Here is a 25188-nt window from a genome sequence, read left to right on the forward strand (position 1 = left end):
TCCCCGGAGAGAGGGTACAACAAACGATAAGGATTATGCGGTTTCCGCTACAAGCTCGTGAAGCTGCAGCGCTTCCGCCATCGCGAGGCTGGTGTCGAGCATACGGTGGGAGAAACCCCACTCGTTGTCGTACCAGGCCATCACCTTCACCAGGTTGCCATTCACACGCGTGTGGTTGGCATCGAAGTGGCTGGAGGCGGTGGTGTGATTGAAATCCACGGATACCAGCGGCTGGTCGCAATAGGTCAGTACACCACTGGTTTCCGCCGCCTCTTGCATAATGCGATTGACTTCTTCCACGGTAGTCTCGCGACCAGCGATAAACTGGCAATCCACCAGAGAGACATTGCTCACCGGTACACGCACGGCCATGCCATCCAGACGCCCTTTCAACTCGGGCAACACGAGGCCGACGGCCGCCGCAGCGCCGGTCTTGGTGGGAATCATATTATCGGCGGCGGCACGGGCGCGGTAGATATCCGCATGTACCGCATCCTGGGTATTCTGATCGTTGGTGTAGGCGTGAACGGTGGTCATAAAGCCACGCTCAATACCCAGCGCGCGGTGCAGAGCCTTGGCGACCGGCGCGAGGCAGTTGGTGGTACAGGATGCGTTGGAAACCACTTTGTGCTCGGCCGTAAGTTTATCGTCGTTCACGCCGTAAACAACAGTCAGGTCGGCGTCCTTCGACGGGGCGGAAATCAGTACCGCCTTGGCGCCAGCAGCAAGATGCGCGGACGCGGAGGCTTTGTCAGTAAAGCGGCCGGTACACTCGAGCACCAGATCAACACCCAGCTCGCCCCAAGGTAATTTGGCCGGATCGCGCTCCTGGCAAACCTGCACGCGATCGCCACCAATCAGCAGCGTATCGCCATCCACCTGCACTGCAGTGTTAAAACGGCCGTGAATAGTATCGTAACGGGTCAGGTGTGCATTGGATTCGACCGGTGCCAGGTCATTGATCGCCACCAGTTGTACCCGATCATTGTAACCGGATTCATAGATCGCACGAGTGACATTGCGGCCGATACGGCCGTAGCCATTAATGGCAATTTTAACTTTCATCTCACTTTACCCTCATTATTTGAATTCAGTCATTCCCTCGGGAAACAGCCGGCCAACGCAAAGCCAACACTGCGGCGGGAGCACTTACTTCAGTGCAGATGCGCCTTTGGCCAGGCGGGTGATTTCTGCCCAGTTCCTGTCCCTCACCAAATCCGCGGAGGCCATCCAGGAGCCCCCCACACAAACCACATTGGCGAGTGCGAGATAGTCCGCCGCATTACCCGGTCCAATGCCCCCGGTCGGGCAGAACTTCACCTGCGCCAGCGGACCGCCAATAGATTTCAGCATCGGCACGCCACCCGCTGCCTCGGCCGGGAAAAACTTCTGGTAGCGATAGCCGCGTTCCAGCAGACGCATCACTTCGGACGGGTTGGCCGCGCCGGGCAGCAGCGGCACATCACATCCTGCCGCCGCGTCCAGCAGCTGCTCGGTCGAGCCGGGGCTGACCAGGAAACTCGCTCCGGCATCCACGGAGCGGCGCAGATCGTCACCGTTCAGCACTGTGCCAGTCCCCACGTGCGCACCCGGCAGGTGTTTCGCTATCTGCTCCACGGCGCCCAGTGCCGCCTCGGTGCGCAGGGTAACTTCGAGAACATTCAGTCCACCCTCTACCAGCGCTTCGGCCAGAGGCAGAGCATCCTCAACTTTATCGATAACCAGTACCGGAACGACGCCAGCCTGCTCCAATACTTCAGCGAGATTTTTTTGCATCAGTAAATTCCAACTTCTTCCTTAAGGTGCCCAGTAAACCGTGACCGGTTTTAAACCCTGCTTGAGAATGCTGCGCACCGGCATTGTCAGCTCGTCACTGTCCAGCAGTGCTTCGCGATAGACTTTCAGTTTTTCATCGCCGGTAATCAGCAGCTTGATATCCCGAGCCTGCAGGATGCCGGCCAGTGTCAGCGTCATGCGTTCGGTGTGTTTGCCGGTAACCGCACTCTGCTTTGCGGTGATAGCGCTGCACAGCTTTGCAGACGCCGGATCCAGTGCGGCCTGCAGGCCTTCGGCATGTGGAAACAGGGAGGCCGTGTGTCCGTCGTTACCCATACCCAGTACGCAGACGTCGAAGGGCCGCGGCAGCTCGCCATAGGCGCGCTCGCAGTCTGCCTCACCTTCGGCGGCAGTCGCATGCGGAGTTTTCATACCCAGAAACGGAGCTGCCGCCGCACAGTTCTGCAACAGGCAGTCTTCGATAAAGGCGTGATTGCTGCCGCTCTCCGACTTATCCACCCAGCGCTCGTCGACCAGGGCTACATTGATCCGCGCCCAGGGCAGCGGCCGCTTGGAGAGCTCGCGATACACCGGCTCGGGCGTGCTGCCGCCGGACACCAGAAAGCTGGCCTGCCCACGCTCCTTGATGCCCTTCTGCAGATCACAGGCGCAATCGTGTGCCAACGCCTGTATCAGGCGCTCGCGATCGGGAAAAAATTTTTCTTCTACCATGTGAATTTCCATTTACCCGCGAACAGGGTGCTACTGCGGGTTGAACCAGTGACGACCGTCGCGGTCGAGCAACTCATTGGCCGCCTGGGGTCCCCAGCTGCCGGCGCGATACAAATGCGGCTGATTGTTGGTCTCGCGCCAGTAATCAATGACCGGATCTACCCAGGCCCAGGCCGCGGCGACTTCGTCGCGGTGGATAAACAGCGCGGAGTTATTGGCCGCGGCATCCAGCATCAGGCGCTTGTAGGCATCACTCCGGAAACTGTCGTAGGTGTCCGACAGCGTCAGGTTCAGTTCCGCCGGCTGCAGTTCAGTGGTCAGGCTGTCCATCTTTTTCGCCATCAACACCAGCTTGATGCTCTCTTCGGGTTGCAGGCGGATTACCAGGCGGTTCGGGATGATCTGGCCGGCGGACTCGTCGTAGACGCGGTGCGATACTTTCTTATACTGAATCACAATCTCGGCGCAGCGCTTTTCCATGCGTTTGCCGGTGCGCAGATAGAAAGGCACGCCCGCCCAGCGCCAGTTGTCGATATGCGCCCGTATTGCTACGAAGGTTTCGGTGTTGCTGCCCGCCGCTTCGAGTTCTTCCAGATAGCCGGGCACCAACTGAGTGCCGAGACCGCCGGCGACGTACTGTCCGCGGACAACATTTTTATCCACGCTCTCACCAACCAGCGGACGCAGGGCTTCCAGCACCTTGATCTTCTCTGCCCGAATATTCTTCGCGCACATCCGGTTGGGGGACTCCATCGCGATCAGGCATAACAGCTGTAACAGGTGGTTCTGCACCATGTCGCGCAGCGCACCGGTCTCGTCATAGAAACCCGCCCGCCCCTCGAGGCCGACCGTTTCGGCGATAGTGATCTGGATATGATCGATAGTGCTGGCGTCCCACAGGTGCTCAAACAACACATTGCTGAAACGCAGTGCCAACAGGTTCTGGACGGTTTCCTTGCCCAGGTAGTGGTCGATACGGAAAATATCTTTTTCCGGGAAATAGCTCGCTATCTTGCTGTTGATCTCATCGGAAGTCTGCGCGTTGTAACCGAGAGGTTTCTCGACCACGACGCGGGAGCGCTCGTTGATCAGCCCCTTCAGGGAGAGGTTTTCACAGCAGGGGCCAAACACGGCCGGCGGAATCGCCAGATAGAACAGGCGTCCGCGCTCTTCATCGGCGCCGAGAATATCCGCCAGCTGGTCCCACTGCTCATCGGGCACAGCAATATCCAGTGCCACGGGGCGCAGCAGCTGACTAAACGCTTTCCAGACCGACTCACTGTATTCACCATCGCGGAGATGCTTTTTCAGCGCGTCCTGTGCGGTATCCAGGTACTGGTTCGCATCTTCCTGACGGCGGCACACCGGCAGAATGCGACAGCCTTCTTCCAGGCTGCCTTCCATGTGCGCGCGGTATAGCGCCGGAATCAGCTTGCGCAGCGCCAGGTCTCCGCCGCCGCCAAACAACACCAAATCAAATGGGTTTGCCATAAAATTTTGCTCTGCGTTTTCCGTTTCTTCGGTGCGTTAAAGACACCACAAAATTAGTAGAGAATACTCGCGCCGCTCTCGGCGCCGCTGGCGATCTGGCGCATATTGGCGAACAGCTCGCGGCCCATTCCCCGCGCCCCCTCGGACAGATCGCACTGAACCGGCTCCCGCGCCGCAAGTTCCGCGTCGTCGACAAGGACCCTTAGGGTGCCCGCTTCGCAATCCAGCTCGATCACATCGCCGTCCTGCAATTTAGCGATCGGGCCGCCCTCGACCGCCTCCGGCGACATATGGATGGCCGCCGGTACCTTGCCCGAAGCGCCGGACATGCGCCCATCGGTGACCAGCGCCACCTTGAATCCCCGGTCCTGCAAAACACCCAGTGTCGGGGTCAGTTTGTGCAGTTCCGGCATCCCGTTAGCGCGCGGGCCCTGAAAGCGCACCACCGCGATAAAATCTTTCTCCAGTTCGCCGGCCTTGAAACGCTCCAGCAACTCGTCCTGGCTGTCCAGTACAATGGCCGGCGCTTTCACCTTGAGGTGCTCCGGTTTCAGCGCCGACACCTTGATCACGCTGCGCCCCAGATTGCCTTCGAGCAACTGCAGACCGCCATGATGGGAGAAGGGGTCGCTTACCGGGCGAATCACGGTCGGGTCGCCGCTCTCCTCGGCGGTCGGGCGCCAGATCACCCCACTCTTTTCTTCGTTCAGGAAAGGATCGTTGCAGTAGGCCCGCATGCCGGAATTGCCGAGTACCGTGTGCACGTCGTCGTGCAGCAGGCCGGCACTGAGCAATTCGCGAATCAGGAATTGCATGCCGCCGGCAGCGGCAAAATGATTAATGTCCGCCGTGCCGTTCGGGTATACGTGGCACAACAGCGGCACCACTTCGGACAGCTCCGCCATATCCTGCCAGGTCAGCTGGATACCGGCAGCCCGGGCCATGGCGACCAGGTGCAGGGTATGGTTAGTGGAGCCACCGGTGGCGAGCAGGCCGACGATACCGTTGACGAAAGCCTTTTCGGTCAGGATCTTCGCGATGGGCGTGTGCTGGCTCGGCTCGGTGATCTGCACCAGCTGTCTCACCGCCGCTTCGTTCAGAGCCGTGCGCAGTTCGGTGCCCGGATTGACAAAGGAGCTGCCCGGCAACTGCAACCCCATGATCTCGACCAGCATCTGGTTGCTGTTGGCAGTGCCGTAAAAGGTACAGGTGCCGGGGCTGTGGTAGGAGGCACTCTCCGCCTCCAGCAATTCCTTGCGGCCCACCTTGCCCTCGGCGTACAGCTGGCGCACGCGCACTTTTTCCGCGTTGGAAAGCCCGGTCGGCATCGGCCCTGCCGGCACAAATACCGCCGGCAGGTGGCCAAACGCCAGTGCGCCGATGACCAGCCCCGGAACAATCTTGTCGCAGATACCGAGGAACATGCTGCCCTCGAACACGTCGTGGGACAGGGCAACGGCCGTCGACATGGCGATAACGTCGCGGGAAAAGAGGCTGAGTTCCATACCCGCGCGCCCTTGGGTAACGCCATCGCACATGGCCGGAACGCCGCCGGCGACCTGGGCGGTGGCGCCGTTGCGCGCAGCGGCCTCTTTCAACAGCTGCGGATAAGTACCATAGGGTTGATGCGCGGACAGCATGTCGTTGTAGGCGGTAACGATTGCCAGGTTGGGCCCGCGTCCGGAGGCGATCAGATTCTTGTCTTCCTCCGGGGACGCGGCGATCGCGTGCGCCAGGTTGCCACATGACAGACGGCTGCTCGCGCGGCCGTCGAAGTGCGCTTTGTCTACTTGTGCGAGATACTGCGCCCGGGTCTCCTCGCTGCGCTCGATGATCCGCTCGGTAACTGCTCGAACCTTGCTGTGTACCATAACCCTTCCATTCTATGCTGTTCGTCAGCCGGCAAATTCCAGCGCAGCCGCGCCGGCCTTCACCCGCCCGTAATAGTTGATCAGCCCGGCAGTGGAAGCGTCCTGATTGTGACAATCACCGCTTTCCAATTGTGGTTGTAGTGCCGCGGCCAACCCTTTGCCCAGTTCAACACCCCACTGGTCAAAAGAATAAATTTGTAAGATCACACCCTGGGCAAAGATCTTATGCTCATACAGCGCGATCAGCGCGCCCAGGGAATGCGGATCCAGCTTCCTTAGCAGAATTGTGTTGCTGGGACGGTTTCCGCTATGCACTTTGTAGGGCGCCAGCTGGCGAATTTCATCGCGACCCAGGCCTCGGGCCGCCAGCTGTTTTTCTACTTCTCCCCGACTGACACCATTCATCAGCGCCTGACTCTGGGCGAACATATTGGCCAGCAGTATTTCGTGATGGCCGGGCAACCCATGGCCCGGGGCAACACTGCCGATAAAGTCCGCCGGCACGACCTCCGGGCTCTGGTGCAAGTACTGGTAAAACGCGTGCTGACCGTTGATGCCGAGCATGCCCCATATTAGAGGGCCGGTTCTGTAGTCCGCCTCCTCCCCTGCCCTGGTAGTAGATTTTCCGTTGCTCTCCATCTCCGCCTGTTGCAGATACGCCGGCAACATATGCAGCGCCTGCTCGTAGGGCAAAATCGCGTGCGCCGGATACCCCATAAACGTGCAGTACCAGAGGCTTACCAGGGCCATCACTACCGGGGCGTTCTGTTCCAGCGGCGCCTGCCGGAAATGCCGGTCCATACTCGCCGCGCCGTCCAGTAACGCGCGGAAACCGTCAAACCCGATCGCCATCGCAATGGGCAATCCGATCGCAGACCACAGCGAGAAACGCCCGCCGACCCAATCCCAGAACCGAAACACGCGTTGCGGCTCAATGCCGAACGCACAGGCCTTTTCCGGGCTGGCTGTCACCGCGACAAAATGCCGCTGCAACAAGTCCGCGCGCGGCGCCAGACTGCCAAACCACGCCAGTGCGCTGCGCGCATTGGTCATCGTCTCTGTGGTGGTGAAGGTCTTCGACGAAACCACGAACAGGGTGGTGTCCGGATTCAGCTGCGTCAGCACGTCGGCCAGCTGGGCTCCGTCCACATTGGAGACGAAGTGAATACGCACTTCGTCGCGACGGTAAGCCCGCAGCGCCTCGATCACCATCTCGGGACCGAGATGGGAGCCCCCGACCCCCAGATTGACCACATCGGTGATGGACTTGCCAGTGCACCCGATCAGGTCGCCATTATGTAGTAAATTTACAAACTCTTTCAAGCGCCCCAGCTCATTGGCGACCAGCGCCTCCACGGAGACACTATCGACTTTCACGTCGCCAGGCAGCTCACCGCGCAGTGCGGGGTGCAGAACGGGACGCCCCTCGGTGCGATTGATGGGCTGGCCCGAGAACAGCCGATCTCGCCAGGACTCCAGGCCGGCATCGCGGGCAAGCTGTAACAAATTTACAAAAATTTCGTCATCGAGCAGGTTTTTGGAGAAATCGAACAGAAACTCTGGCAGCTCGAGAGAAAAGCGCGCCGCGCGCTGCGGATCATCTGCAAACAGATCACGCAGATGGCGGCCGTGCATGTCTTCGGCCAGATTGGTGAGACGCTGCCAGCTGGGAAACTGGGTAATATCCATGGAAAGCCCCCTGTTTTGTGGGTGCCGACAGTGGAAATCTGGCACCGTTTATTGTTCTTTTGACGCCGCCTGTCGATCCCTGCCGACTAATGACAGCGCTGTCATATCGAACAAAGACTCCCACACGGAGACAACGCTGTCAATTTGAAATGTAGTAAATTCCACAAGGCAACGCGGGGCCCGGGGGGCTGGCACAATCGCAGCGCCGCAAGCGAAGAAAGAAAATAGTGACCTTTTACTGATAAAATGCCACCTTCGGCCGATAAGCCCCGCGCCCCTCGCCTTCTCGACAATTCAAGGTCGGACGCATAGAGGCTTTTACAATAAGGACAAGCGCCCTAGATGAAAGTCACCATCAACGATGTCGCCGCTATGGCCGGCGTCTCCATCAAGACCGTATCCCGGGTTATCAATAACGAACCCTCAGTGCGCCCGGCGACCAGGAAAAAAGTAATGGATGCCGTGGCGGCGCTGAACTACCAGCCCAATCTCGCCGCGCGCAACCTGGCCGGCACCCGCTCCTACACCATCGCCTTTATTTACGACAACCCCAACGCCTACTACGTGATCGACATGCAAAACGGCATCCTCGAAGCATGCAAGGCGCGCGGCTATGAGCTGTTGATTCATCCCAGCAATTCCAAATCCGCATCGGTACACGACGAGCTCAAGAACCTGGTCGAGCACTCCAAAGTGGCCGGCCTGGTGCTGACCCCACCCTTTTCCGAAACGGCCGCGGTGATTGAGACAGTCAAATCGTTGAATGTTGACTATGTACGTATCGTCTCGGCCGCGGCGGCGCACGAAGATGAAGAAAACTGTATTCAGGTGGACGACAGTGCTGCGGCCTACGATATCACCCAGCATCTGTTGCAACTCGGCCATAAACGCATCGGTTTTCTCTGTGGTGGTGAGGAACACGTCTCCACTCACGGACGCCTGGACGGCTACCGCCGGGCCCTGCAGGATGCCGGCCTGCCGATTGAAGACAACCTGATCCTGAAAGGCGAGTACTCCTTTGACTCGGGTGTAGAGGGAGCCAAGGCATTACTGCAATCGGACAATCCACCCTCGGCAATTTTTGCCAGTAACGATGAAATGGCGGCCGGCGCCCTCTTTGCCGCGCGCCTGATGCATATCGAGATTCCGCAACAATTGTCGATCGTCGGATTCGAAGACAGCCCCTTCTCCCGCCAGACCTGGCCGAAGTTGACTACGGCCCACCAGCCGAACAATGAGATCGCAAAATGTGCCGCGGCACTGGTCCTGAGCAAAGCGCGCAGCAAGGGCGCCACGGAGAATGGCAAGGCCAGCAAAGAGGCGGGCATTCAGCGGGAATTTACTCCCTCCCTGGTAGTGAGAGACTCGAGCGGACCGGCCCCGAAGCAGTAGCACCCCGCCCTCAGGCGAACCTCCCGTTCGCCTGCCTCCCCCCCACCTGCAACCAAAAAAAAAGCCCTCACAAAGAGGGCAAGATGACGAGAACCAAAGAGAAAAACAACAGACGAGTCACGTCGAACAGCGTTACTTCCAGCTGCGCAATTTGTGTCCTTTAAGGGCATAGAACAGAATAAAGAGATAGGCAGGGATCGAGATCAGGTAGGCGAACTGACCGTCGCCGGTATCGGCAAAATGTCCGTACAGCGGCGGCAGGATAGCGCCACCGGAAATACCCATAATCAGCAGTGCCGCGCCCTTGGAAGTGAACTTGCCCAGTCCCTCCAGCGCCAGCGGCCAGATCGCCGGCCAGCACATGGCGTTGGCAAACCCCAGCAACGCCACAAAGAAAACCGCATTGGGAATTTCCGGCAGGCCGAACAGCGACAGGGTTCCGGCAGAAATAGCGGAACTCTCCAGTGAGCCCGTCACTACCAGAATGGTAAACACAATTCCCATTACCGCGGAGAACAACAGCGCAGTCTGCTGGCTGATAAAGCGCGGAATGGCAATAGTGCCGTAAATATAGCCCAGCACCATAAAGATCATCGTGTAGGAAGTCAGCACAGACGCGGCCGCGGTATCCATACCCGCCTGCTTGCCGAGCAGGCCAATCGCATCACCGGCAATTACCTCCACACCAACGTAGAAGAACAGCGCCACCGAGCCCAGCACCAGCTGCGGGAACTTCATCAGCCCGGACAGGGTGACCGCGGCATCTTCCTGGCCCGCAACCGCCTCATCTTCGATATCAGGCAGAGGGGCGAACGTCATGGCCACGGCGAGCAGACCAGCGAGAATCGCCATGCCGATATACGGATTGACCAGCTGGCTCGCCAGCTCATCCAGCTTGGCATCTTTGGCAGTGGCGGAGAGTGCGGCCAATTCGGATTCAGAAATGCCGCTGATACCGGTCATTACGAGAATCGCAAAAACCCATGGCGCTACGATACCCGCGCCTTTATTCAACAGCCCCATGATGCAGATACGCACGGCGGCGGTATCGCTGGAGCCAAGCTTGACCACATAGGGATTGGAGGCGGTCTGCAGAATAGTCAGACCGGAGCCCACCACGAACTGCGCCAGCAGGAAAACACCGAACATGCGACTGTAAGCGGCGGGGATGAAAATCAGGGCCCCTACGCCCACCAGCGCCAGACCGAGCGCCATACCATTCTTGTATCCGGTGCGCTCTATGATCGCCGCCATCGGCAGCGCCATAACCGTGTAGGCGATATAGAAGGCAGAAGCCACCAACATGGCCTGGAATGCGGTCAGGTCACAAATGGTTTGCAGGAACGGAATCAGCGCGCCGTTCAGCCAGGTTACAAAGCCGAAAACAAAAAACAGCATGCCGATAATGGCCATCGGCAGCAGGGTACTGTTCGCCCCACTTGGGGCCCTTTCATTGACTACAACGGTTTCCATAGGAGCACCTTCTTATCGTTATGTTCGTTTTTCGAATGATCGTTACGGTCGTATTTCGAACGCTACCGTGAAAAAACTTCCCTGCCACCTATCCAGGTCTTCGCAACCTGCAACTTCTCGTCCAACAAAATCAGGTCCGCCTGCACACTGGGCTCCAGCCTTCCGCCGGCAACCCCGAGGAATTCCGCCGGATACCGGCTCGCCATTCGCAGCGCTTCCGGCAACTCGACACCACACCAGTCGCGGATATTGCGCACCGCGCTGATCATATCCAGGTGCGATCCCGCCAGTTCGCCCGTTGTCGACGTCAACCTGTCGCCCTCGCGCGTCACCACTCGATCGAACAGAGGAAAGCTGGTTTCCTCACTGCCTACCAGTGACATCGCGTCGCTCACCAGCATGATCTTGCCGCGCGGCTTGGCCTTCAGGGCCAGTAGCATGGCTTCGGCACAAACGTGGTGGCCGTCGGCAATCAACCCGCACCAGGCGTCGTCACTGATCAGTGCGGTGCCCACCATACCCGGCTCGCGGGACTGCAGTGGCGACATCGCGTTGTACAAGTGCGTAAAGCCGGTCGCGCCAGCCGCGACTGCCGCAGCGACTGTGGCGCCGTCGGCATTGGAGTGGCCGAGGCAAACCTTGACACCCAGCGCCACCAGCTGGCGAATGTCGTCCGGCGATACATTTTCCGGTGCCAGCGTGACCACCTTGATGCCCAGGTCATCGCGGGCATAAATCGCCAGCTCTTCGCCCGTCAGCGGGCGGATAAACTTTTCTTCGTGGGTTCCCTTTTTCGGTGCACTCAGGTGCGGCCCCTCGAAATGCACACCGATGACACCGGGAACACCCTCGCACAGCGCTGCACTGACGGCATCCGCGGCCTGCTGCATGATGTCCACCTGATCGGTGATCAGCGTCGGCACGAAACCGGTGGTGCCGAAACGCGCATGGGCCCTGCTCATCTTGCCCAGCGCATTGACAGTGGGGTCGTTATTAAACAGCGCGCCACCACCGCCATTCACCTGCACATCGATCAGCCCGGGAGCCAGCAGCCCCTTGAGCTGCTCCGCGTCAGCGGGGACTTCGCCACCAATGGACTGAATGCGACCGTCCTCACCGATGGTCAGCGGAATGTCGCGGCGAATCTGTTCGCCATCGAAAAGCTGTTCCGCGATCAGAGTGCGCGCCACGATACTCTCCCGATCACTCAGACGGTCTGGGTGACTTTCTTCAGGCCGGCCGGTTCATCTGGGTTGATACCCCGGCTAACGGCGACGTGGGCCACATCGATATAAAAACGCTGCAACAGCGCCAGCGGCGCCACGCGCGGGTGCACCCCTTTGCTCGGCACATGCAGATTTACCAGCGTGCCGCCGCGCCGGATGATGTCGGCAATCTGCTCGCTGTGCGCCTGGAAGGATTCATCCTCGATCGGTACATTGACTACGGTCAGCTTCTGCTCAACCAGCGTTACCGGCCCGTGCAGGAATTCCGCACTGGAGAAGGATTCAGCGTGAATATTGCAGACCTCCTTCAGCTTCAGTGCCAGCTCACGGGTAATGCCGTAACCCGGTCCACGGCCCAGCACCACGAGATTTTTCACCGCGGCCAGGTCTTCCGGACGCAATTGAATATCGGAATTGACCGCCTCGGTCAGGGTTTGCGGCAGCCCGTTGACGGCGTCCAGCAGTGCGGCATCTTCCGTCCAGTTGGCCACCAGCTGCAGCACAGCGGACAAGGTACTCAGGTAGCTCTTGGTCGCGGCGACCGCTTTTTCCGGCCCCGCCTTCAGCGGTACCACCAGGTCGACGACATCCTTGATCGGTGCACTTTCATCGTTCACCAGCGCCACGGTATAAGCGCCCGCTTCTTTCGCCATTTTCGCCTGGGCGAGAATGTCGGGACTGCGGCCGGACTGGGAAATCACCAGTACCAGGGCGCCTTCCAGTTTGAGTTTGCGTCCATAGACACTGGAAACGGACGGCGCCGCAGCGAAGGTCGGCGTGCCGGTTTCGATTTCGATCAGGTACTTGGCAAAAACTCCGGCGTGATCCGAGGAACCGCGCCCGACAATCATTACAAACCGAGGCGGCTCGCGCCGCAGGTGTTCGCCCAATTCAGCCATGGTGGCCGCGTTGTTCTGCAATTGCTCGGCAATACGCGCGGGCGCCTCGCGGGCCTCGGTTTCCATAACAGTGGTAGCCATACCGCTATTTACCTGTGTTGCCTCGGCGGGAGTTACTGCAGTCATAAAAATTCTCGGTTTCCGTTATCCAAACAGCGCTTTCGAATCGGCTTCCTGCGCAGCCGGCCTGGCCTCGCTCGCCTCTCTCGCCAGCGACTGCTGGGCAAAATAGACACAGCCAATCTCCGGTGCGTCCAGCGGCTCAGCCAGGCGCTCCACCACATGCGGTGCCAGCCAGGGGCGCAGCCGCGGTGCCAGGCCACCGATCATCGACAGCCGGGGCGGCTTCAATTCCAACAACTTGTCGGCCAAGTCACTGATATAAGCGGCACCGTCGCGCACTATCGCCACGGCTACCGGGTCGCCTGCTTCGGCACACTCGATCACCGGCACTGCGATACGCGCGTAATGGCTGGAAGACTTTCCACCAATCTTTTCAAAAACCTCATTGGCATCGCCGGCATCGAGGGTCTTCAGTACCTCGCTCTTCAAGCGCGAGTCCTCGGCCAGCCCATCCAGGGCCATCAGCACATACTTGACGGCTTCCATGCCCATCCAGGCACCACTGCCTTTGTCGCCGTGGGGAAAACCGTGTCCGCCCACCAGCTTGCTCTGGCCATTGACCCAGGCGTAGCCACAGGAACCGGTGCCCGCAATGATCACTGCACCGTCACCGCCGCGATGCGCGCCGAGACAGGCAGAGTGCTGGTCGGTGGTGAGGTACATTTTCTTGAAGGGATGGGCCCAGGAGGCCATTTCGCTGTAGAGCCGCGGCATATTGACGCCGGCCAGGCCGACGCCAGCCACCAGCTCACCGAGAGTTTCCGGCGGGAGTTTCGCTTCCGCCAGCGCCAGCGCGGCCGAGCGGACGATGGAATCGATAGTCTGTGCATATCCGTGCAGCGGGTTGGCAGGTCCAGCCACACCGGTACCGAGGACGCGGTTGTCGGCATCCACTATAGAAGCCCGGCACTTACTGCCGCCGCCATCGATGCCAATATAAAGTATGTCCCTGTCTCTCAAAGCAACCATCTGAACCGGCCTCTAAGATTTTGTATTGTTATGTGTCTTTACCAGGCTTCCCAATACATTTCCCCCGGGAAGCCGGCCGGTGCGCATTGGGCACCAGAGCCAATATAGGAGGGATACTACAGGAGAAATGACAGCGTTGTCATCCCATTTTCTAAAAAAAACCAATGAAACACCGGTACGGGAGCCGGGACCGCGCAAGAATCAACCGACTTACCATTCGGTGACACCGGAGTATATAACCTCCCGTTTGTCCCGCCCACCGAAGCCGGGAGCGGGATTGAACCCGCCCGCAATACGCTGCGGCGACCGTCGACAGCCACGGCCGGACCGCGCCCCCCAGATACGGAAGGCGTGAAGCCGGATCCTCGCAAGGCGACTATTAGATAGAGCCCAGTAGAATCCGGGCGCCTGCCAACGCCACCGGCCAGCGCTGCCGATCACTTGTGCCGGCACCACTTCCGACAACAAGGCGCCCCGCAACAAACAAAAATTGCGAACCGATTAACACCTGTTTGCAATAATCACGTCACACTTTTCTGCGATAAAGCACCCGCCCGGAATGGCGCTCGTATTTTAGAGTGCCACCCGCATCACGCGAAACCGCCACCGATACAGGCATCGGCACCGCAATAATGAAAGCTGCGGATTTCGCGCCAGACATTTCCGTACAAGGATGCAAGCGAGAGGTTATTTAAATGGGGGGCTTGTCCATGCGCGCGATGGTTGCCGCGCTCCTTTGCTGTCAGCTGCTGATGACACCGGCGCTGGCCGCCGATAAGAAGACGCTGTTCCGCCTTACCGGTTCAAATACCATTGGCGCCGAACTGGCACCAAGACTGGTAAAAGGCTACCTGCACAGCCTGGACGCCAGCGACATACAACAGCGCAGCGAGGGCGAGCGCCACTGGATCACTGCCAATCTGGGTGCACGCGCAGTGGAAGTCCCGATTGTGGCCCTCGGATCCAGTACCGGATTCAAGGCACTTGATGGCGACAGTGCCGACATCGGCATGGCCTCGCGCAAGATCAAGCAGAAGGAAGTGGATATGCTGACGCGCTTCGGCAATCTGGCCGGCGCCGAAGCGGAACACGTGATCGGCCTGGACGCCCTGGTGATCGCCATTCATCCGAGCAACCCGGTCGGCCAGCTCACCATCGCGCAACTCAGGCAGATCTACAGTGGTGAAATCAGCAACTGGGCGGAACTGGGGGGTGCGGACCTGCCGATTCGGCCCCTGCACCGCGATATCGAATCCGGTACCCGCGCCACCTTCGATGAGGAGGTGTTTGGCGGAAGCCGGCCGACTCGCGGCATCTATGAGGTCTCCGGCAACGCGGAGACGCACCAGTTGGTATTGCGCCAACCCGGCGCCATTGGCTACCTGCCCTTTGCGGATGCGGGGGACGTGAAGAAAGTCGCGATCAAATCCGCAGGCCTGGCCGCGGTGGTGCCGGACCGCGGCATCATCGCAACCGAGGATTTCCCACTGACCCGGCGGCTCTACCTGTACAAGAACCCCAGCCAGTTCAAACCGCATGTGGACAGTTTCCTGCATTTTGTCGAGTCGCCCGAGGGGCAAAAGCTGGTTGCAGAAACCGGCTTCATCAACCTGACGCCGGTGGCGCTGAAAATGTCGCCCTACCCCAATGCACCCGAAGCCTACCGGCAACTGATGGAACAGGGAGAGCGCCTGAGTATTTCTTTCCGCTTTGCCAACGGCAGTTCAGAGCTCGACAGCCGGGCGCTCAAGGACCTGCGCCGCCTGGAACACTACATGGATAATGCCGAGCGCGAGCTCAATCTCATTCTGGTAGGCTTTTCCGATCAGAAATCCAACAGCAACATTGCAGACATCATCTCCCGCTTTCGCGCCCTCAAAGTCCAGGGCGCCCTGTTGCGGGAACATCAATTGGGTGACAGCAAAATCCTCGCCCTGGGTGCTTTCGCACCACTGACCGTCGACAGCGAGCAGGCACCGATCAAAAACAGTCGTGTCGAGGTGTGGATTAACTGAACGACCTGCCGCCGGGCTACTGGCGCGGTTTGACTATGCTAGTGATTGCCCCGACAAATCGTGCGGGCCAAAGCTCATTAGGATAACGTGAATGGCGGCTCCGGCTACCAAAATACTGAACCGACTGTGGCGCACCGCAACCCTGTTGCTGGTGTTGTTTCTCCTCAGCAGCTGCTCGAGCATTCAATTCGCTTACAACCAGCTGGACCTGTGGATGCGCTGGCAGATCGACGACTATGTCGATTTCAATAGTGTGCAGAAGGGCCAGCTACAGGGCGCCCTCGACAGTTTCCACCGCTGGCACCGCCAGACGCAGCTGCCCCGTTACGCCGAATATCTCGCGCAACTCGCCGATCAGGTCGACCAGGGCCACCTGGAGCAGGTCGAGCTGGCAGCGGTCGAGGGCCAGGTGAGTGCATTCTGGGATGCCGCCAGTACGCAACTCTATGACGTGTTGCTGCCACTCGCGCCACAACTCAGTGACGAACAGATTGACGGGCTGGAGGAAAACCTGCGCGAAAAGCGCGAAGAGTCACTGGAGAAATGGCAAAAATCCCCGGACAAGATCGAGCGCCGCCGAAAAAAACAGATTCGCAAGCAGAGTGAGCGATGGCTCGGCTCCCTGAGCGATGAACAGGAACAGCTGATTGCCGATTGGGTAGCACAGGTAGCCTACAACCCTCTGCTGCGCGATCAACAGAGAAAGATATGGCAGGCAAATTTTATCGACCTTCTACGCCGCAAGCCGGATGGTTACCTGAACAAAATGCGCGACCTGCTCCTCAATCCGGAGCAGCTCTGGTCGGAGGATTACCGGCAGATGCAGGAACAGCGGCACCAGCAGGCCCGCGAGCTCAGCCGGGAAATCCTCGCCAGCACCACCGAGACACAGCGCCGCCACCTGACGCGAACGCTGCGTGAGTACGCAGCGGACTTCCGCACCCTGGCCAGCCAATAGCGCAGCCCCCAATCCACCATTTCTTGCTGAGATAGCTGACGGCTCCCGCCTCTGGCTGCTAAGCTCGCCGCTTCCATTGATCAGACAGGGGGAACCTCGTGCGTATCGACTCCGCCACACGCGACCAGCTACAGGCTTGGGAAAAAGAACTCAGTGCGCAATACCAGCGCATCTGCCAGCATGAATTGAGCCTGGATATCACCCGGGGCAAACCTTCGGCGGAACAGCTGCAACTTTCCGATCGCCTGGACGGCATACTGAACGGCGACTACCGCGCTGCCGACGGCACCGATACCCGCAATTACGGTGGCCTGGAAGGGCTGCTCTGCGCGCGCGAGCTGGGGGCGGATATCCTGCAGGTACCGACCGCGGAAGTCGTGGCCGCGGGAAACAGCTCCCTGACGCTGATGTACCACGCTGTGTTGACCGGTTACCTGTTCGGCTTCGCCGGCAACGTACCCTGGCGCGACCTGCAAGCGCCAAAGTTCCTGTGCCCGGTACCCGGCTACGATCGCCATTTCGCCATCTGTGAGCAACTCGGCATTGGCATGGTGAATGTTCCGATGACCGACAGCGGTCCGGATATGGATGCAGTCGAGGAGCAGATTCGTCAGGATCAGGACATCATCGGTCTCTGGTGCGTACCGAAGTTCTCCAACCCCACCGGCGTTACCTACAACAAGGAAACCGTCGACCGCCTGGCACAATTGGCACAGTTCGCCAACCCGGGCTTCCGTATTTTCTGGGACAACGCCTACGCGATCCACGACCTGGAACAGCAGGTTAACCTGCCGAGCATCCGCGCCGCGACACTGGAAAATGACACCGCGGATTCTGTTCTGCAGTTCGCCTCCACTTCCAAGGTCACCCATGCCGGTGCCGGCGTTGCCTTTATCAGTGCCAGCAGCGCCAACCTGGCATCACTGAAAAAGCAGATGCAGGCGATGACCATCGGGCCGGACAAGGTTAATCAACTGCGCCACTCGCGCTTCTTTGCCGAATTCACCATGCTGCGGGAGCATATGCAGAAACACGCACAGATATTGAAACCAAAGTTCGAATGTGTGCTGAGCCAGCTGCACAATGCCTTCGGCGATGCGGATCTGGGAACCTGGGAAACGCCCAAGGGCGGCTACTTCGTTTCCTTCAATACGCGCCCGGGCTGCGCCACGGCCGTGGTCAAGCTGGCTGCGGATGCCGGAGTAAAACTGACACCAGCCGGCGCCACCTTTCCCTACGGCAAGGACCCGGAAGACTGCAACATCCGCATCGCGCCGAGCTTCCCGCCACTGGAGGAACTGGATACGGCCATGGCGGTGTTTATTCTGTGCGTAAAACTCGCCAGCGTACGCCAGCAGTTAGCATTGCCCTGAGGTATCTGCGGCAGTCGCGGCCAGCATGAGCGCGACTGCCTGCCGCCATTCTCAAGCGTTCAGATAGCGCCTCGCGAATTTGGAGTCCACCTGTTCGAGGTCGACCACCACCAGCCCGTCCACAGAATCACAGAAATCCGGATCCACGTTGAACGCGTGAAAGCTGGTCCCCCCCGGCCTGGTGACCGCCGTGTATTTCTTGAACAGCGGCGGCAACATCACGCCCTCTTCCTTCAGGGTCTGTTTCAGCTGGACCATGTCCTTGGCCGCGTCGCCATGTAACGGCGGCAGGTCATCGCGCGCCTCGGCAAATGGCAGGCGCGCATCGCCGAGGGGGTTACCGGTCGCGTAGTGATGCAGGAAATAGCGCACAATGGCCGACTTGGCACGCACCGAAAAAGTACCCGGCATGGACACAGGACCGAACAGATAACGCACGTCGTTGCGCGCAATCCACTGCCCGATACCGCACCAGAGCAGATCCAGTCCCCGGCCGCGCCAGTATTCCGGCAACAGGAAACTGCGCCCCAGTTCCGCCGATCCCGGCAGGCACTGCTGCGGCGGGCGCGGGTAATTGAACAGCGTGCTGCTATAGATCTGCTCCGGCTGCAAACCGTCAGTTTTTGCCAACCGGTAGGCGCCGGCGATCTGGCCCCGCAGCGAATCCCATAACAGCAGGTGGTCGTAATGCGCATCGAATGCATCCCAGTCACGACTCAGGCCGGTGCCTTCACCCACAGCCCGAAAGGCGATTTCACGGATACGCGACAGCTCGCGCATTACCGGGCAATCCACCTGCTGGCGATACAGCTTGACGGAGTACTCGCCCTGTTCGATCAATGTGGCGCAGCTGTCCATTACCCGCGTGACGTCGTCGACCGGCTCGGCAGCGGCGATGAGTTCCGGGCCTAGCGGTCGCGGCGACTTGTGCAGCCGGTGCACATGCTTGCGCCACAGCGCCGCCTGGGCCCGCGGAGCCAACGGCCAGTTGCGGAAGTGCTCAGCCTCCACGGGACTGCCGATGCGAATGTCGATGCCGCGGCTCATTTGTTTAAACATTTCGCGGATGAGCCACAACGTGGACAGCGGCTTGTTCAGCATCGACAGGCCGTAAAACCACCACGAATTTCTGCCGCGCACCTGTACCGGCAGAATCGGCGCGCCGGCTTTTTCGGCAAAGCGGGTGAAGCCCGGGTTCCAGCGACCATCGCGCACGCCCTGGGGGGTCAGGCGCGAGACCTCGCCGGCGGGGAAGACAATGATGACACCGCCCTCCTGCAGGTGCCGATAGATCCCCTCTACGTCGCCGCGGCGCGTGCGGCCATTGAAGTTGTCTACCGGTAACAGGTAGGGGCGCAGCGGTTCGATGTTCCACAGCAGCTGGCTGGCTATCGCGCGCACATCCTTGCGCACCCGCGCGACCATGTCGATCAGCGCCAGGCCGTCGAGGCTGCCCAGGGGGTGGTTGGCGACGATCACCAGCGGGCCGCTGCGCGGTATCCGCTCTAGCTCCAGCGGATTCAGGTCATAGCGGAAATCGAAATAGGCAAACACCTGGCGAATAAAATCGAGTCCGCCCAGGTGTGGATAGCGGCGGCCGAACTCCCGTAACTGCTGTTCGCAACAGATTTTTTTCAGGGTTGCCGATACCAGCTTGCGCGTCGCCTTGTCCGGCGCGGCGCTGTACCAGGCATTTTTCTGCAGGAGGTTTTCGAGCTGAATCATGCGGCCACCGCTTCCGTCATAATACGGGCTATTTTCGGTGTCCTGTGCCAGTGCAGCAGATCCAGACTGCCGTCATGCTGCTCCACTACCGCACTCATGGAATCCACCCAGTCGCCGCAGTTGGCATAGGTAACTTCCGCTTCGGCGGCATCGCCATGGCGGATCGCGGCGCGGTGTATGTGTCCGCAAATAACGCCATCGAAACCGCGGCGGCGAGTCTCCCGAATCGCAATTTCCTCAAAACTGTTCATCATGCGCCGGGCGGCATTTACGCGGTTCTTCACATGGTTGGCCAGCGACCACCAGGGCTTGTCGAAGCGACCGCGCCAGTAATTGATCCAGCGGTTCAGGCGCAGCATCAGATAATAGCTCTGGTCGCCGATGTGGTAGCTGAGCGGGTGGACGTCGATCTGGTGCTCGAACTGATCCCCGTGCGTGACCCAGTAGCGGCTGCCGTCTTCAGCGGTGTGAATCCACTCGCGCTCTACGCGAATATTGCCGAGGCGCTTCCCGGCCCAGCTGCGCATCGGCGCATCGTGATTGCCGGGAACGTAGATAATCTCGGGAGTCTTGCTGCTCAGTTCGGACAGCATTTCCAGCAACATCGAGGAAGCTTTACACCAGCTGCCCTTGCCCTGGGCGAGAGCTTTCATGTCGAAGATATCGCCGACCAGGTAAACGGTATCCGCGCGGTTCTGGTCGAGAAAGTCCGCCAGCCGTTGCGGCTCGCTGTCCCGGCTGCCCAGGTGAACATCGGAAATCCACAGTGCGCGATAGCGGTTGCTCATAGCAAGGCCCCAAATAGCGGTTTGAGATACCTTGCTTGAGTATTCTTACAAAAAGTGGCAATTCCTGTGAAAAATTTATGTCAGCAGCGGGCCAGCCCAAAGTGCTGGCAGCCCTCGGCTGATAAGGGGGCGTCGGCCCGCCGGGGCATTCGACGGGGGGGGATTTTAAAACACCGACAATTAATTCCTGACCCTTTCGATCTGCTCGAACCGGGATACGCTGGCCAGATAATCCTCCCAGCTGCTGACCAGATCCGTCGTCTGGTAGCGCTTGTATTTTTCCCTGTCCAGCCAGAACACCCTGGTTCTGGCCCTGCGCAGATCAATCGGCGGCAGGCCGTCAATCGCCTCAGGCCCGGCTCTGAAAACCGATCCGGCCCGGGAGTTCTGGATCATGTCGCTGACGATTATCAGCCGGATATCCTCGGCGCGCTGATCGATCCTTCGCAAGGCGGCAATGTCCGAAAGCGCTTCAAAGATCGGCGATCGCTTCTGTTCCCCGGACGCAACAACGGCAGCGATGGCTCTATCGAGCGGTTCGGCAAAGCGATCCTGATACAGCCGTTCAACGAAGACGCGATTTGAAGTGAGCATATTCACGTCATCTGCTGAACTCGGCTTACACAGGTCGACCACGGGATCAGACAGGCCGTTGTATTTTTCATCGAGAACGAATATTGAAAAGCGGTCATTTACCCTGGCACTCTGCAGCATCTCCGAAATATGAGTGCGCAGAAAATGCTCCTGGTGCGCAGACAGCGCATCGGAGACGTCGATGATCAGCAGCTGGTGCGCATATCTGGGGGTATGCTCGTTGCAGAGCGTCACCCGGTCATAATCCTTTTCGGGTGCATTGACGACGGTGAATATAAAAGCGGCCAGGGCGATCAGTATGGCACCACCGACAGCGAATATCAGCAGCCCTCTCCTATCTTCGGACGACATAGCTCCGCGGGAATATCTCATCACATTCCACTCAATCCATTGTCTCGCTCGATGGTGCTGATCAGACCTGCTAATTCCCTCTGTGTTTCTCGGCACTTGCTGTTGATCGCCGCGATAGAGTCCGCATAAGCCTGGTCCAAATCCTTCAGCACCAGATCGAACGCGGTTAGATCAACCTTGTGCTGTTCCAGGCCGGTGGTGTTCAGCGTTGGCAACTTGTCCAGCTCGAACCTCAGCAGCTCGCCGAAGTAAGCGGCCCGGCGATTCATCATTCTCGCGGAGTAGGACTGGTAGTAACGGACCAGCTCATCCAGTAACCCCTGCGCCTTGACGATGTCCTCCTCGTAGTGACGCCGGATTTCTTCACTGTGCTCGATACTGGATTTGAAGCCGATGTACTGGGTGCGAATCTCTCTCTCCTTGTCGGAAAGCTCCTGCTGGGAAACCTCTGCCACCTCATTGATCTCGTCGATAGCCACCGCGCAGCTCCTGGCCCACTGATCCTGCAGCTTCGTCAACCGACGGGTCATGGCGGTGTAGCCCGGGTAGCGGTCATCGACCACGAAAAACTTGGCGGTGAGCAATATCAGGGCAATAGCACTGACGATCACCATAATCCAGGAGTTGAAGTCGTGTATGCCAAAAGGGTCACCCAGCAAGTTCAGCACTGCGAGCTTGGAGGCAATGAACGGGTTTACTTCCAGGGCTTCCCGGTAGTGGCCGACGCCGAGGACAAATGCCGTGGCGATCGCGCCGATTGCCGCAAACACGAGCAGAGCACTCAGCTTGCGCGCAATATTGCGGTGAAATGTGTTTCGCAGGGCAACGGCGGCAAAGGCGGCGAGACCGAGATTGACCAGGGAGATAATGAACGCCTGGAAGAAGCCGCCCACCAAACCTAGCTCACTGCCCTTCGACAGGAAGAAGGAATTCAGTGCTGTTTCGAAAATAACAATAAAAAATATGACCGAGTAATGGAGGATCTTTGACTCGCGATAGATAGCGTCCCGCGTCAGGCCATTTCTGTGCCGGAATATCTCAAGATCCGTCCGCACAGAAGAAAGCTCCTTGGCTGCCCTTTTCAGGTCCTGGGCGATGACCGCGAAGCGACTCTCGATCCTTTTGCAGATGGCGCTTTCTGTATTTTTGATGTCCTGATACAGCTGGCGAATGCCCACATCATTGCGAGCTTCCACCTCTTCGTCGAGCTGTTCCTGCCTGCCCTGGTGGACCTTGCCAATGATCTCCCGCATCACATAGGAGCGCAGACTCTCTTCGCTCTCGGTGTGATTGTTTCGGTCGATCTCGGGAATGCCTGCCTTGACGTCGCGCTCAACGCGCTCTTCGAGACGGAGGGCGGAAATAGCAGTTTGGGTTGCCGGGATAGAGGTCATGACTTCACCTAAAAGACATCCACTACATTTTAGGTATCGATTTCGACGGTCCTTTCGCTGTCACCGGCGGAGCGCCACCAATTCCAGTCCGTGCTCCATTAATGGATCACTTCTCTTTTATCGCCTAAGTGCGACTGGCTGCAGGGACCGTTCGACAGCGAAAATTTTCCTTATCTTTCAGAATAGCTTTCCGGGAGAAACTCGGATGGCAATACGATGAATGGTTAGCTTTTTTTGGCTGCGGTGAGCCGCTCCGGCGGAAATCGGCGGGGAACGAGAATCAAAAAAGAAGGAGTAAGCGACAGCGGGCGCTGCCGCGCGAAATCACTCGGGGTCTACCGGCGGGCGAATCGGTGTCGGGAAGGGGAATTTGGCGACCTTGTCACCTTTTACTTCAACGATCTTGCCTACCCCCTCTTTCTCCACCTCATCGATGCGCACGATGCTGTGCATCGGGATATAGCAGCGGGTCACCGAGGCGAATTCATTCTTCAGTTTTTCCTCGCTGGGATCCACTACCAGCTGGGCCTTTTCGCCAAAGACAAACTCCTCGACCTCGATAAAGCCATACATATCGCTCTGATAGATGGCCCGGGCGTAGAGCTCGTACACCTGGTTCTGGTTGTGGAAGATGACTTTGTAAATAGGGTTGGCCATAGGACTCTCTAACTGGGGACTACCCCCGTGGATTCAAGCGCGGGAGGCTGCATAATTTAGTGCCTGCCCTCTCTGGCGCTTCTACCGTGCATTCGAGCTGGCTCCGGGCCAGCCCAAAAAAGCGCGCAAGAATAGCACAGGATTTACGCAGCTAATATAGCCGTCTATGCAGTGCGAGACGGTATCGCTATAATGCCCCACCATTTTAATTGACTAGTTTTTAACCAGGCGCGATATGTCCGATACCACACCCAAAACCGGGGTGAAAAAGCTGTATATCAAGACCCACGGCTGCCAGATGAACGAGTACGACTCCGCGCGCATGCGCGACCTGCTCGGCGAGTCACACGCCATGGTGCCCACCGACGACCCGGAGGATGCGGATGTTCTGCTGGTCAACACCTGTTCTATCCGCGAGAAGGCACAGGAAAAATTGTTCCACCAGCTGGGCCGCTGGAAGCACCTGAAGCAAAAAAATCCCGATCTGATTATCGGCGTCGGCGGCTGTGTCGCCAGCCAGGAGGGCGAGGCCATCGCCACCCGCGCGCCCTACGTGGACCTGATCTTCGGTCCGCAGACCCTGCACCGCCTGCCGGAAATGATGCAGACCCGAGAGCAGAAAAACGGCGTTGTGGTCGTGGACGTGAGCTTCCCGGAAATCGAGAAATTCGACCGTCTGCCGCAGCCGGAGGCCGACGGTGCCACGGCATTCGTGTCCATCATGGAAGGCTGTTCCAAATACTGCACCTTCTGTGTGGTGCCCTACACCCGCGGCGAGGAGGTCAGCCGCCCAGTGGCGGACGTGCTGGAGGAAGTGGCACACCTGGCGGATCAGGGTGTACGCGAGGTCAACCTGTTGGGTCAGAATGTAAACGCCTACCGCGCGCCCGGCGACGACGGCCAGATTGTCGATTTTGCCGAGCTGATTACCTATGTCGCCGCCATCGACGGTATCGACCGCATCCGCTACACCACTTCTCACCCGGTGGAGTTCTCCGATGCGCTGATCGATGTCTACGCCGAAGTGCCGGAACTGGTGAACCACCTGCACCTGCCGGTGCAGAGCGGCTCCGACCGCATCCTGATGGCGATGAAACGCGGCCACACGGCACTGGAGTACAAGTCCAAGATCCGCCGCCTGAAGAAGATCCGCCCGGATATCTGCCTGTCTTCCGACTTTATCATCGGCTTCCCGGGGGAGACCGAGAAGGATTTCGAAGACACCATGAAGCTGATCCAGGACGTGGGCTTCGATATCTCCTTCAGCTTCATCTATTCGCCGCGCCCGGGCACGCCGGCGGCGGACCTGCCGGACGACACGCCGGAGGAAGTGAAGAAGCAGCGACTGCAGCTGCTGCAGCACCGCATCAACCAGCAGGCGGCGGAGATCGCCCGCCGCATGGTCGGCAATACCGAGCGAGTGCTGGTGACCGGCGTATCGAAAAAGGACCCGGGCCAACTGCAGGGCCGCACCGAAAACAATCGCGTGGTCAACTTCCGCTTCGACGACCTGGCGCTGATCGGCAAGTTCGCCGATGTCCTGATCGAGGAGGCGCTGCCCAATTCACTGCGCGGCACCCTGGTGGCCTCCGAGCTCGATGGCCCGCTGATGTAATCCTATCCATCCTGCCACGGGAGCGGTGACTCGCCGCTCCCTCCGGGCACACACAGACAAGTTTTCCCGGTTCTGTA

20 protein-coding genes are annotated in these 25188 nt (G+C 59.1%); 5 read left to right on the forward strand and 15 right to left on the reverse strand.

Going from position 1 to position 25188, the window contains the following annotated elements; genetic code table 11:
• Nucleotides 1-33: 33 nt before the first annotated feature.
• The 6 genes from gap to pgi all read right to left on the reverse strand — a co-directional run bounded on the left by gap (nt 34) and on the right by pgi (nt 7559).
• Nucleotides 34-1065: a type I glyceraldehyde-3-phosphate dehydrogenase gene (gene gap / locus BUC36_RS05810; RefSeq protein ID WP_073272632.1), complete on the reverse strand. Its 1032-nt coding sequence runs from the start codon at nt 1063-1065 to the stop codon at nt 34-36.
• 84 nt (nt 1066-1149) lie between these two features.
• The gene (locus BUC36_RS05815; RefSeq protein WP_073272634.1) at nt 1150-1776 is read right to left on the reverse strand and encodes a bifunctional 4-hydroxy-2-oxoglutarate aldolase/2-dehydro-3-deoxy-phosphogluconate aldolase; all 627 of its coding nucleotides are present in this window, start codon (nt 1774-1776) and stop codon (nt 1150-1152) included.
• A 21-nt stretch (nt 1777-1797) separates the two neighbouring features.
• Nucleotides 1798-2508, reverse strand: coding sequence for a 6-phosphogluconolactonase (gene pgl / locus BUC36_RS05820; RefSeq protein WP_073272636.1), 711 nt, complete (start codon nt 2506-2508; stop codon nt 1798-1800).
• Nucleotides 2509-2538: 30 nt separating this feature from the next.
• Nucleotides 2539-3999, reverse strand: coding sequence for a glucose-6-phosphate dehydrogenase (gene zwf / locus BUC36_RS05825; protein WP_073272640.1), 1461 nt, complete (start codon nt 3997-3999; stop codon nt 2539-2541).
• Nucleotides 4000-4052: 53 nt separating this feature from the next.
• Nucleotides 4053-5870 carry a phosphogluconate dehydratase gene (gene edd, locus BUC36_RS05830; protein ID WP_073272642.1) on the reverse strand — a complete coding sequence of 606 codons (1818 nt, stop codon included), beginning with the start codon at nt 5868-5870 and terminating at the stop codon, nt 4053-4055.
• A 24-nt stretch (nt 5871-5894) separates the two neighbouring features.
• Nucleotides 5895-7559, reverse strand: coding sequence for a glucose-6-phosphate isomerase (gene pgi, locus BUC36_RS05835; protein ID WP_073272644.1), 1665 nt, complete (start codon nt 7557-7559; stop codon nt 5895-5897).
• Between the two features lie 342 nt (nt 7560-7901).
• Between pgi and BUC36_RS05840 the strand changes: the two genes are divergently transcribed.
• A complete protein-coding gene (locus BUC36_RS05840) occupies nt 7902-8951 on the forward strand; it encodes a LacI family DNA-binding transcriptional regulator (RefSeq protein ID WP_073272646.1) in 1050 nt (349 codons plus the stop codon).
• Between the two features lie 132 nt (nt 8952-9083).
• Here BUC36_RS05840 and BUC36_RS05845 read toward each other — a convergent pair whose 3' ends face one another.
• From BUC36_RS05845 to nagK, 4 genes are all read right to left on the reverse strand, one after another.
• Nucleotides 9084-10424, reverse strand: a complete 1341-nt coding sequence (locus tag BUC36_RS05845; protein WP_073272649.1) for a sugar MFS transporter — start codon at nt 10422-10424, stop codon at nt 9084-9086.
• A gap of 62 nt (nt 10425-10486) precedes the next feature.
• On the reverse strand, nt 10487-11614 hold the full coding sequence (gene nagA / locus BUC36_RS05850; protein ID WP_073272651.1) for an N-acetylglucosamine-6-phosphate deacetylase: 1128 nt from the start codon (nt 11612-11614) through the stop codon (nt 10487-10489).
• 17 nt (nt 11615-11631) lie between these two features.
• Nucleotides 11632-12675 (reverse strand): glucosamine-6-phosphate deaminase NagB-II, encoded by a 1044-nt coding sequence (gene nagB-II / locus BUC36_RS05855; protein ID WP_234994895.1) that lies wholly within the window; start codon nt 12673-12675, stop codon nt 11632-11634.
• Between the two features lie 18 nt (nt 12676-12693).
• Nucleotides 12694-13641: an N-acetylglucosamine kinase gene (nagK, locus tag BUC36_RS05860; RefSeq protein ID WP_073272655.1), complete on the reverse strand. Its 948-nt coding sequence runs from the start codon at nt 13639-13641 to the stop codon at nt 12694-12696.
• 695 nt (nt 13642-14336) lie between these two features.
• On the opposite strand from nagK, the gene BUC36_RS05865 reads away from it, so the two are divergent.
• From BUC36_RS05865 to BUC36_RS05875, 3 genes are all read left to right on the forward strand, one after another.
• Complete coding sequence (locus BUC36_RS05865; protein WP_084535641.1) at nt 14337-15656, forward strand: phosphate ABC transporter substrate-binding protein; 1320 nt, start codon at nt 14337-14339, stop codon at nt 15654-15656.
• A gap of 91 nt (nt 15657-15747) precedes the next feature.
• Nucleotides 15748-16614 carry a DUF6279 family lipoprotein gene (locus BUC36_RS05870; protein ID WP_073272660.1) on the forward strand — a complete coding sequence of 289 codons (867 nt, stop codon included), beginning with the start codon at nt 15748-15750 and terminating at the stop codon, nt 16612-16614.
• Nucleotides 16615-16712: 98 nt separating this feature from the next.
• Nucleotides 16713-17987 carry an aspartate aminotransferase type Ic gene (locus tag BUC36_RS05875; RefSeq protein WP_073272662.1) on the forward strand — a complete coding sequence of 425 codons (1275 nt, stop codon included), beginning with the start codon at nt 16713-16715 and terminating at the stop codon, nt 17985-17987.
• A 51-nt stretch (nt 17988-18038) separates the two neighbouring features.
• On the opposite strand, the gene BUC36_RS05880 is transcribed toward BUC36_RS05875, so the two are convergent.
• The 5 genes from BUC36_RS05880 to BUC36_RS05900 form a co-directional block, all read right to left on the reverse strand.
• Nucleotides 18039-19712 carry a bifunctional ornithine lipid synthase OlsF gene (locus tag BUC36_RS05880; RefSeq protein WP_073272664.1) on the reverse strand — a complete coding sequence of 558 codons (1674 nt, stop codon included), beginning with the start codon at nt 19710-19712 and terminating at the stop codon, nt 18039-18041.
• Nucleotides 19709-20500 carry a UDP-2,3-diacylglucosamine diphosphatase gene (locus BUC36_RS05885; protein WP_073272666.1) on the reverse strand — a complete coding sequence of 264 codons (792 nt, stop codon included), beginning with the start codon at nt 20498-20500 and terminating at the stop codon, nt 19709-19711. Before BUC36_RS05885 ends, BUC36_RS05880 begins: the two co-directional genes overlap by 4 nt.
• 180 nt (nt 20501-20680) lie before the next feature.
• On the reverse strand, nt 20681-21445 hold the full coding sequence (locus BUC36_RS05890) for a hypothetical protein (RefSeq protein ID WP_073272668.1): 765 nt from the start codon (nt 21443-21445) through the stop codon (nt 20681-20683).
• A 20-nt stretch (nt 21446-21465) separates the two neighbouring features.
• Complete coding sequence (locus BUC36_RS05895; RefSeq protein ID WP_073272671.1) at nt 21466-22839, reverse strand: hypothetical protein; 1374 nt, start codon at nt 22837-22839, stop codon at nt 21466-21468.
• Nucleotides 22840-23163: 324 nt separating this feature from the next.
• Complete coding sequence (locus tag BUC36_RS05900) at nt 23164-23496, reverse strand: DUF1820 family protein (RefSeq protein WP_200797192.1); 333 nt, start codon at nt 23494-23496, stop codon at nt 23164-23166.
• 235 nt (nt 23497-23731) lie between these two features.
• On the opposite strand from BUC36_RS05900, the gene miaB reads away from it, so the two are divergent.
• Nucleotides 23732-25111: a tRNA (N6-isopentenyl adenosine(37)-C2)-methylthiotransferase MiaB gene (miaB, locus tag BUC36_RS05905; protein ID WP_073272673.1), complete on the forward strand. Its 1380-nt coding sequence runs from the start codon at nt 23732-23734 to the stop codon at nt 25109-25111.
• Nucleotides 25112-25188 lie beyond the last annotated feature (77 nt).

Source organism: Microbulbifer donghaiensis, from assembly GCF_900129095.1.
Taxonomy (GTDB): Bacteria; Pseudomonadota; Gammaproteobacteria; order Pseudomonadales; family Cellvibrionaceae; genus Microbulbifer; species Microbulbifer donghaiensis.

Excerpts from the sequence above, each read along its gene's own strand:
- miaB (WP_073272673.1), top strand. The coding sequence starts at position 23,732 with ATGTCCGATACCACACCCAAAACCGGGGTGAAAAAGCTGTATATCAAG.
- pgl (WP_073272636.1), bottom strand. The coding sequence starts at position 2,508 with ATGGTAGAAGAAAAATTTTTTCCCGATCGCGAGCGCCTGATACAGGCG.
- pgi (WP_073272644.1), bottom strand. The coding sequence starts at position 7,559 with ATGGATATTACCCAGTTTCCCAGCTGGCAGCGTCTCACCAATCTGGCC.
- BUC36_RS05890 (WP_073272668.1), bottom strand. The coding sequence starts at position 21,445 with ATGTCGTCCGAAGATAGGAGAGGGCTGCTGATATTCGCTGTCGGTGGT.
- BUC36_RS05870 (WP_073272660.1), top strand. The coding sequence starts at position 15,748 with ATGGCGGCTCCGGCTACCAAAATACTGAACCGACTGTGGCGCACCGCA.
- zwf (WP_073272640.1), bottom strand. The coding sequence starts at position 3,999 with ATGGCAAACCCATTTGATTTGGTGTTGTTTGGCGGCGGCGGAGACCTG.
- BUC36_RS05840 (WP_073272646.1), top strand. The coding sequence starts at position 7,902 with ATGAAAGTCACCATCAACGATGTCGCCGCTATGGCCGGCGTCTCCATC.
- BUC36_RS05895 (WP_073272671.1), bottom strand. The coding sequence starts at position 22,839 with ATGACCTCTATCCCGGCAACCCAAACTGCTATTTCCGCCCTCCGTCTC.
- BUC36_RS05885 (WP_073272666.1), bottom strand. The coding sequence starts at position 20,500 with ATGAGCAACCGCTATCGCGCACTGTGGATTTCCGATGTTCACCTGGGC.
- nagB-II (WP_234994895.1), bottom strand. The coding sequence starts at position 12,675 with ATGACTGCAGTAACTCCCGCCGAGGCAACACAGGTAAATAGCGGTATG.
- BUC36_RS05880 (WP_073272664.1), bottom strand. The coding sequence starts at position 19,712 with ATGATTCAGCTCGAAAACCTCCTGCAGAAAAATGCCTGGTACAGCGCC.
- edd (WP_073272642.1), bottom strand. The coding sequence starts at position 5,870 with ATGGTACACAGCAAGGTTCGAGCAGTTACCGAGCGGATCATCGAGCGC.
- gap (WP_073272632.1), bottom strand. The coding sequence starts at position 1,065 with ATGAAAGTTAAAATTGCCATTAATGGCTACGGCCGTATCGGCCGCAAT.
- BUC36_RS05815 (WP_073272634.1), bottom strand. The coding sequence starts at position 1,776 with ATGCAAAAAAATCTCGCTGAAGTATTGGAGCAGGCTGGCGTCGTTCCG.
- BUC36_RS05845 (WP_073272649.1), bottom strand. The coding sequence starts at position 10,424 with ATGGAAACCGTTGTAGTCAATGAAAGGGCCCCAAGTGGGGCGAACAGT.
- BUC36_RS05900 (WP_200797192.1), bottom strand. The coding sequence starts at position 23,496 with ATGGCCAACCCTATTTACAAAGTCATCTTCCACAACCAGAACCAGGTG.
- BUC36_RS05865 (WP_084535641.1), top strand. The coding sequence starts at position 14,337 with ATGGGGGGCTTGTCCATGCGCGCGATGGTTGCCGCGCTCCTTTGCTGT.
- nagK (WP_073272655.1), bottom strand. The coding sequence starts at position 13,641 with ATGGTTGCTTTGAGAGACAGGGACATACTTTATATTGGCATCGATGGC.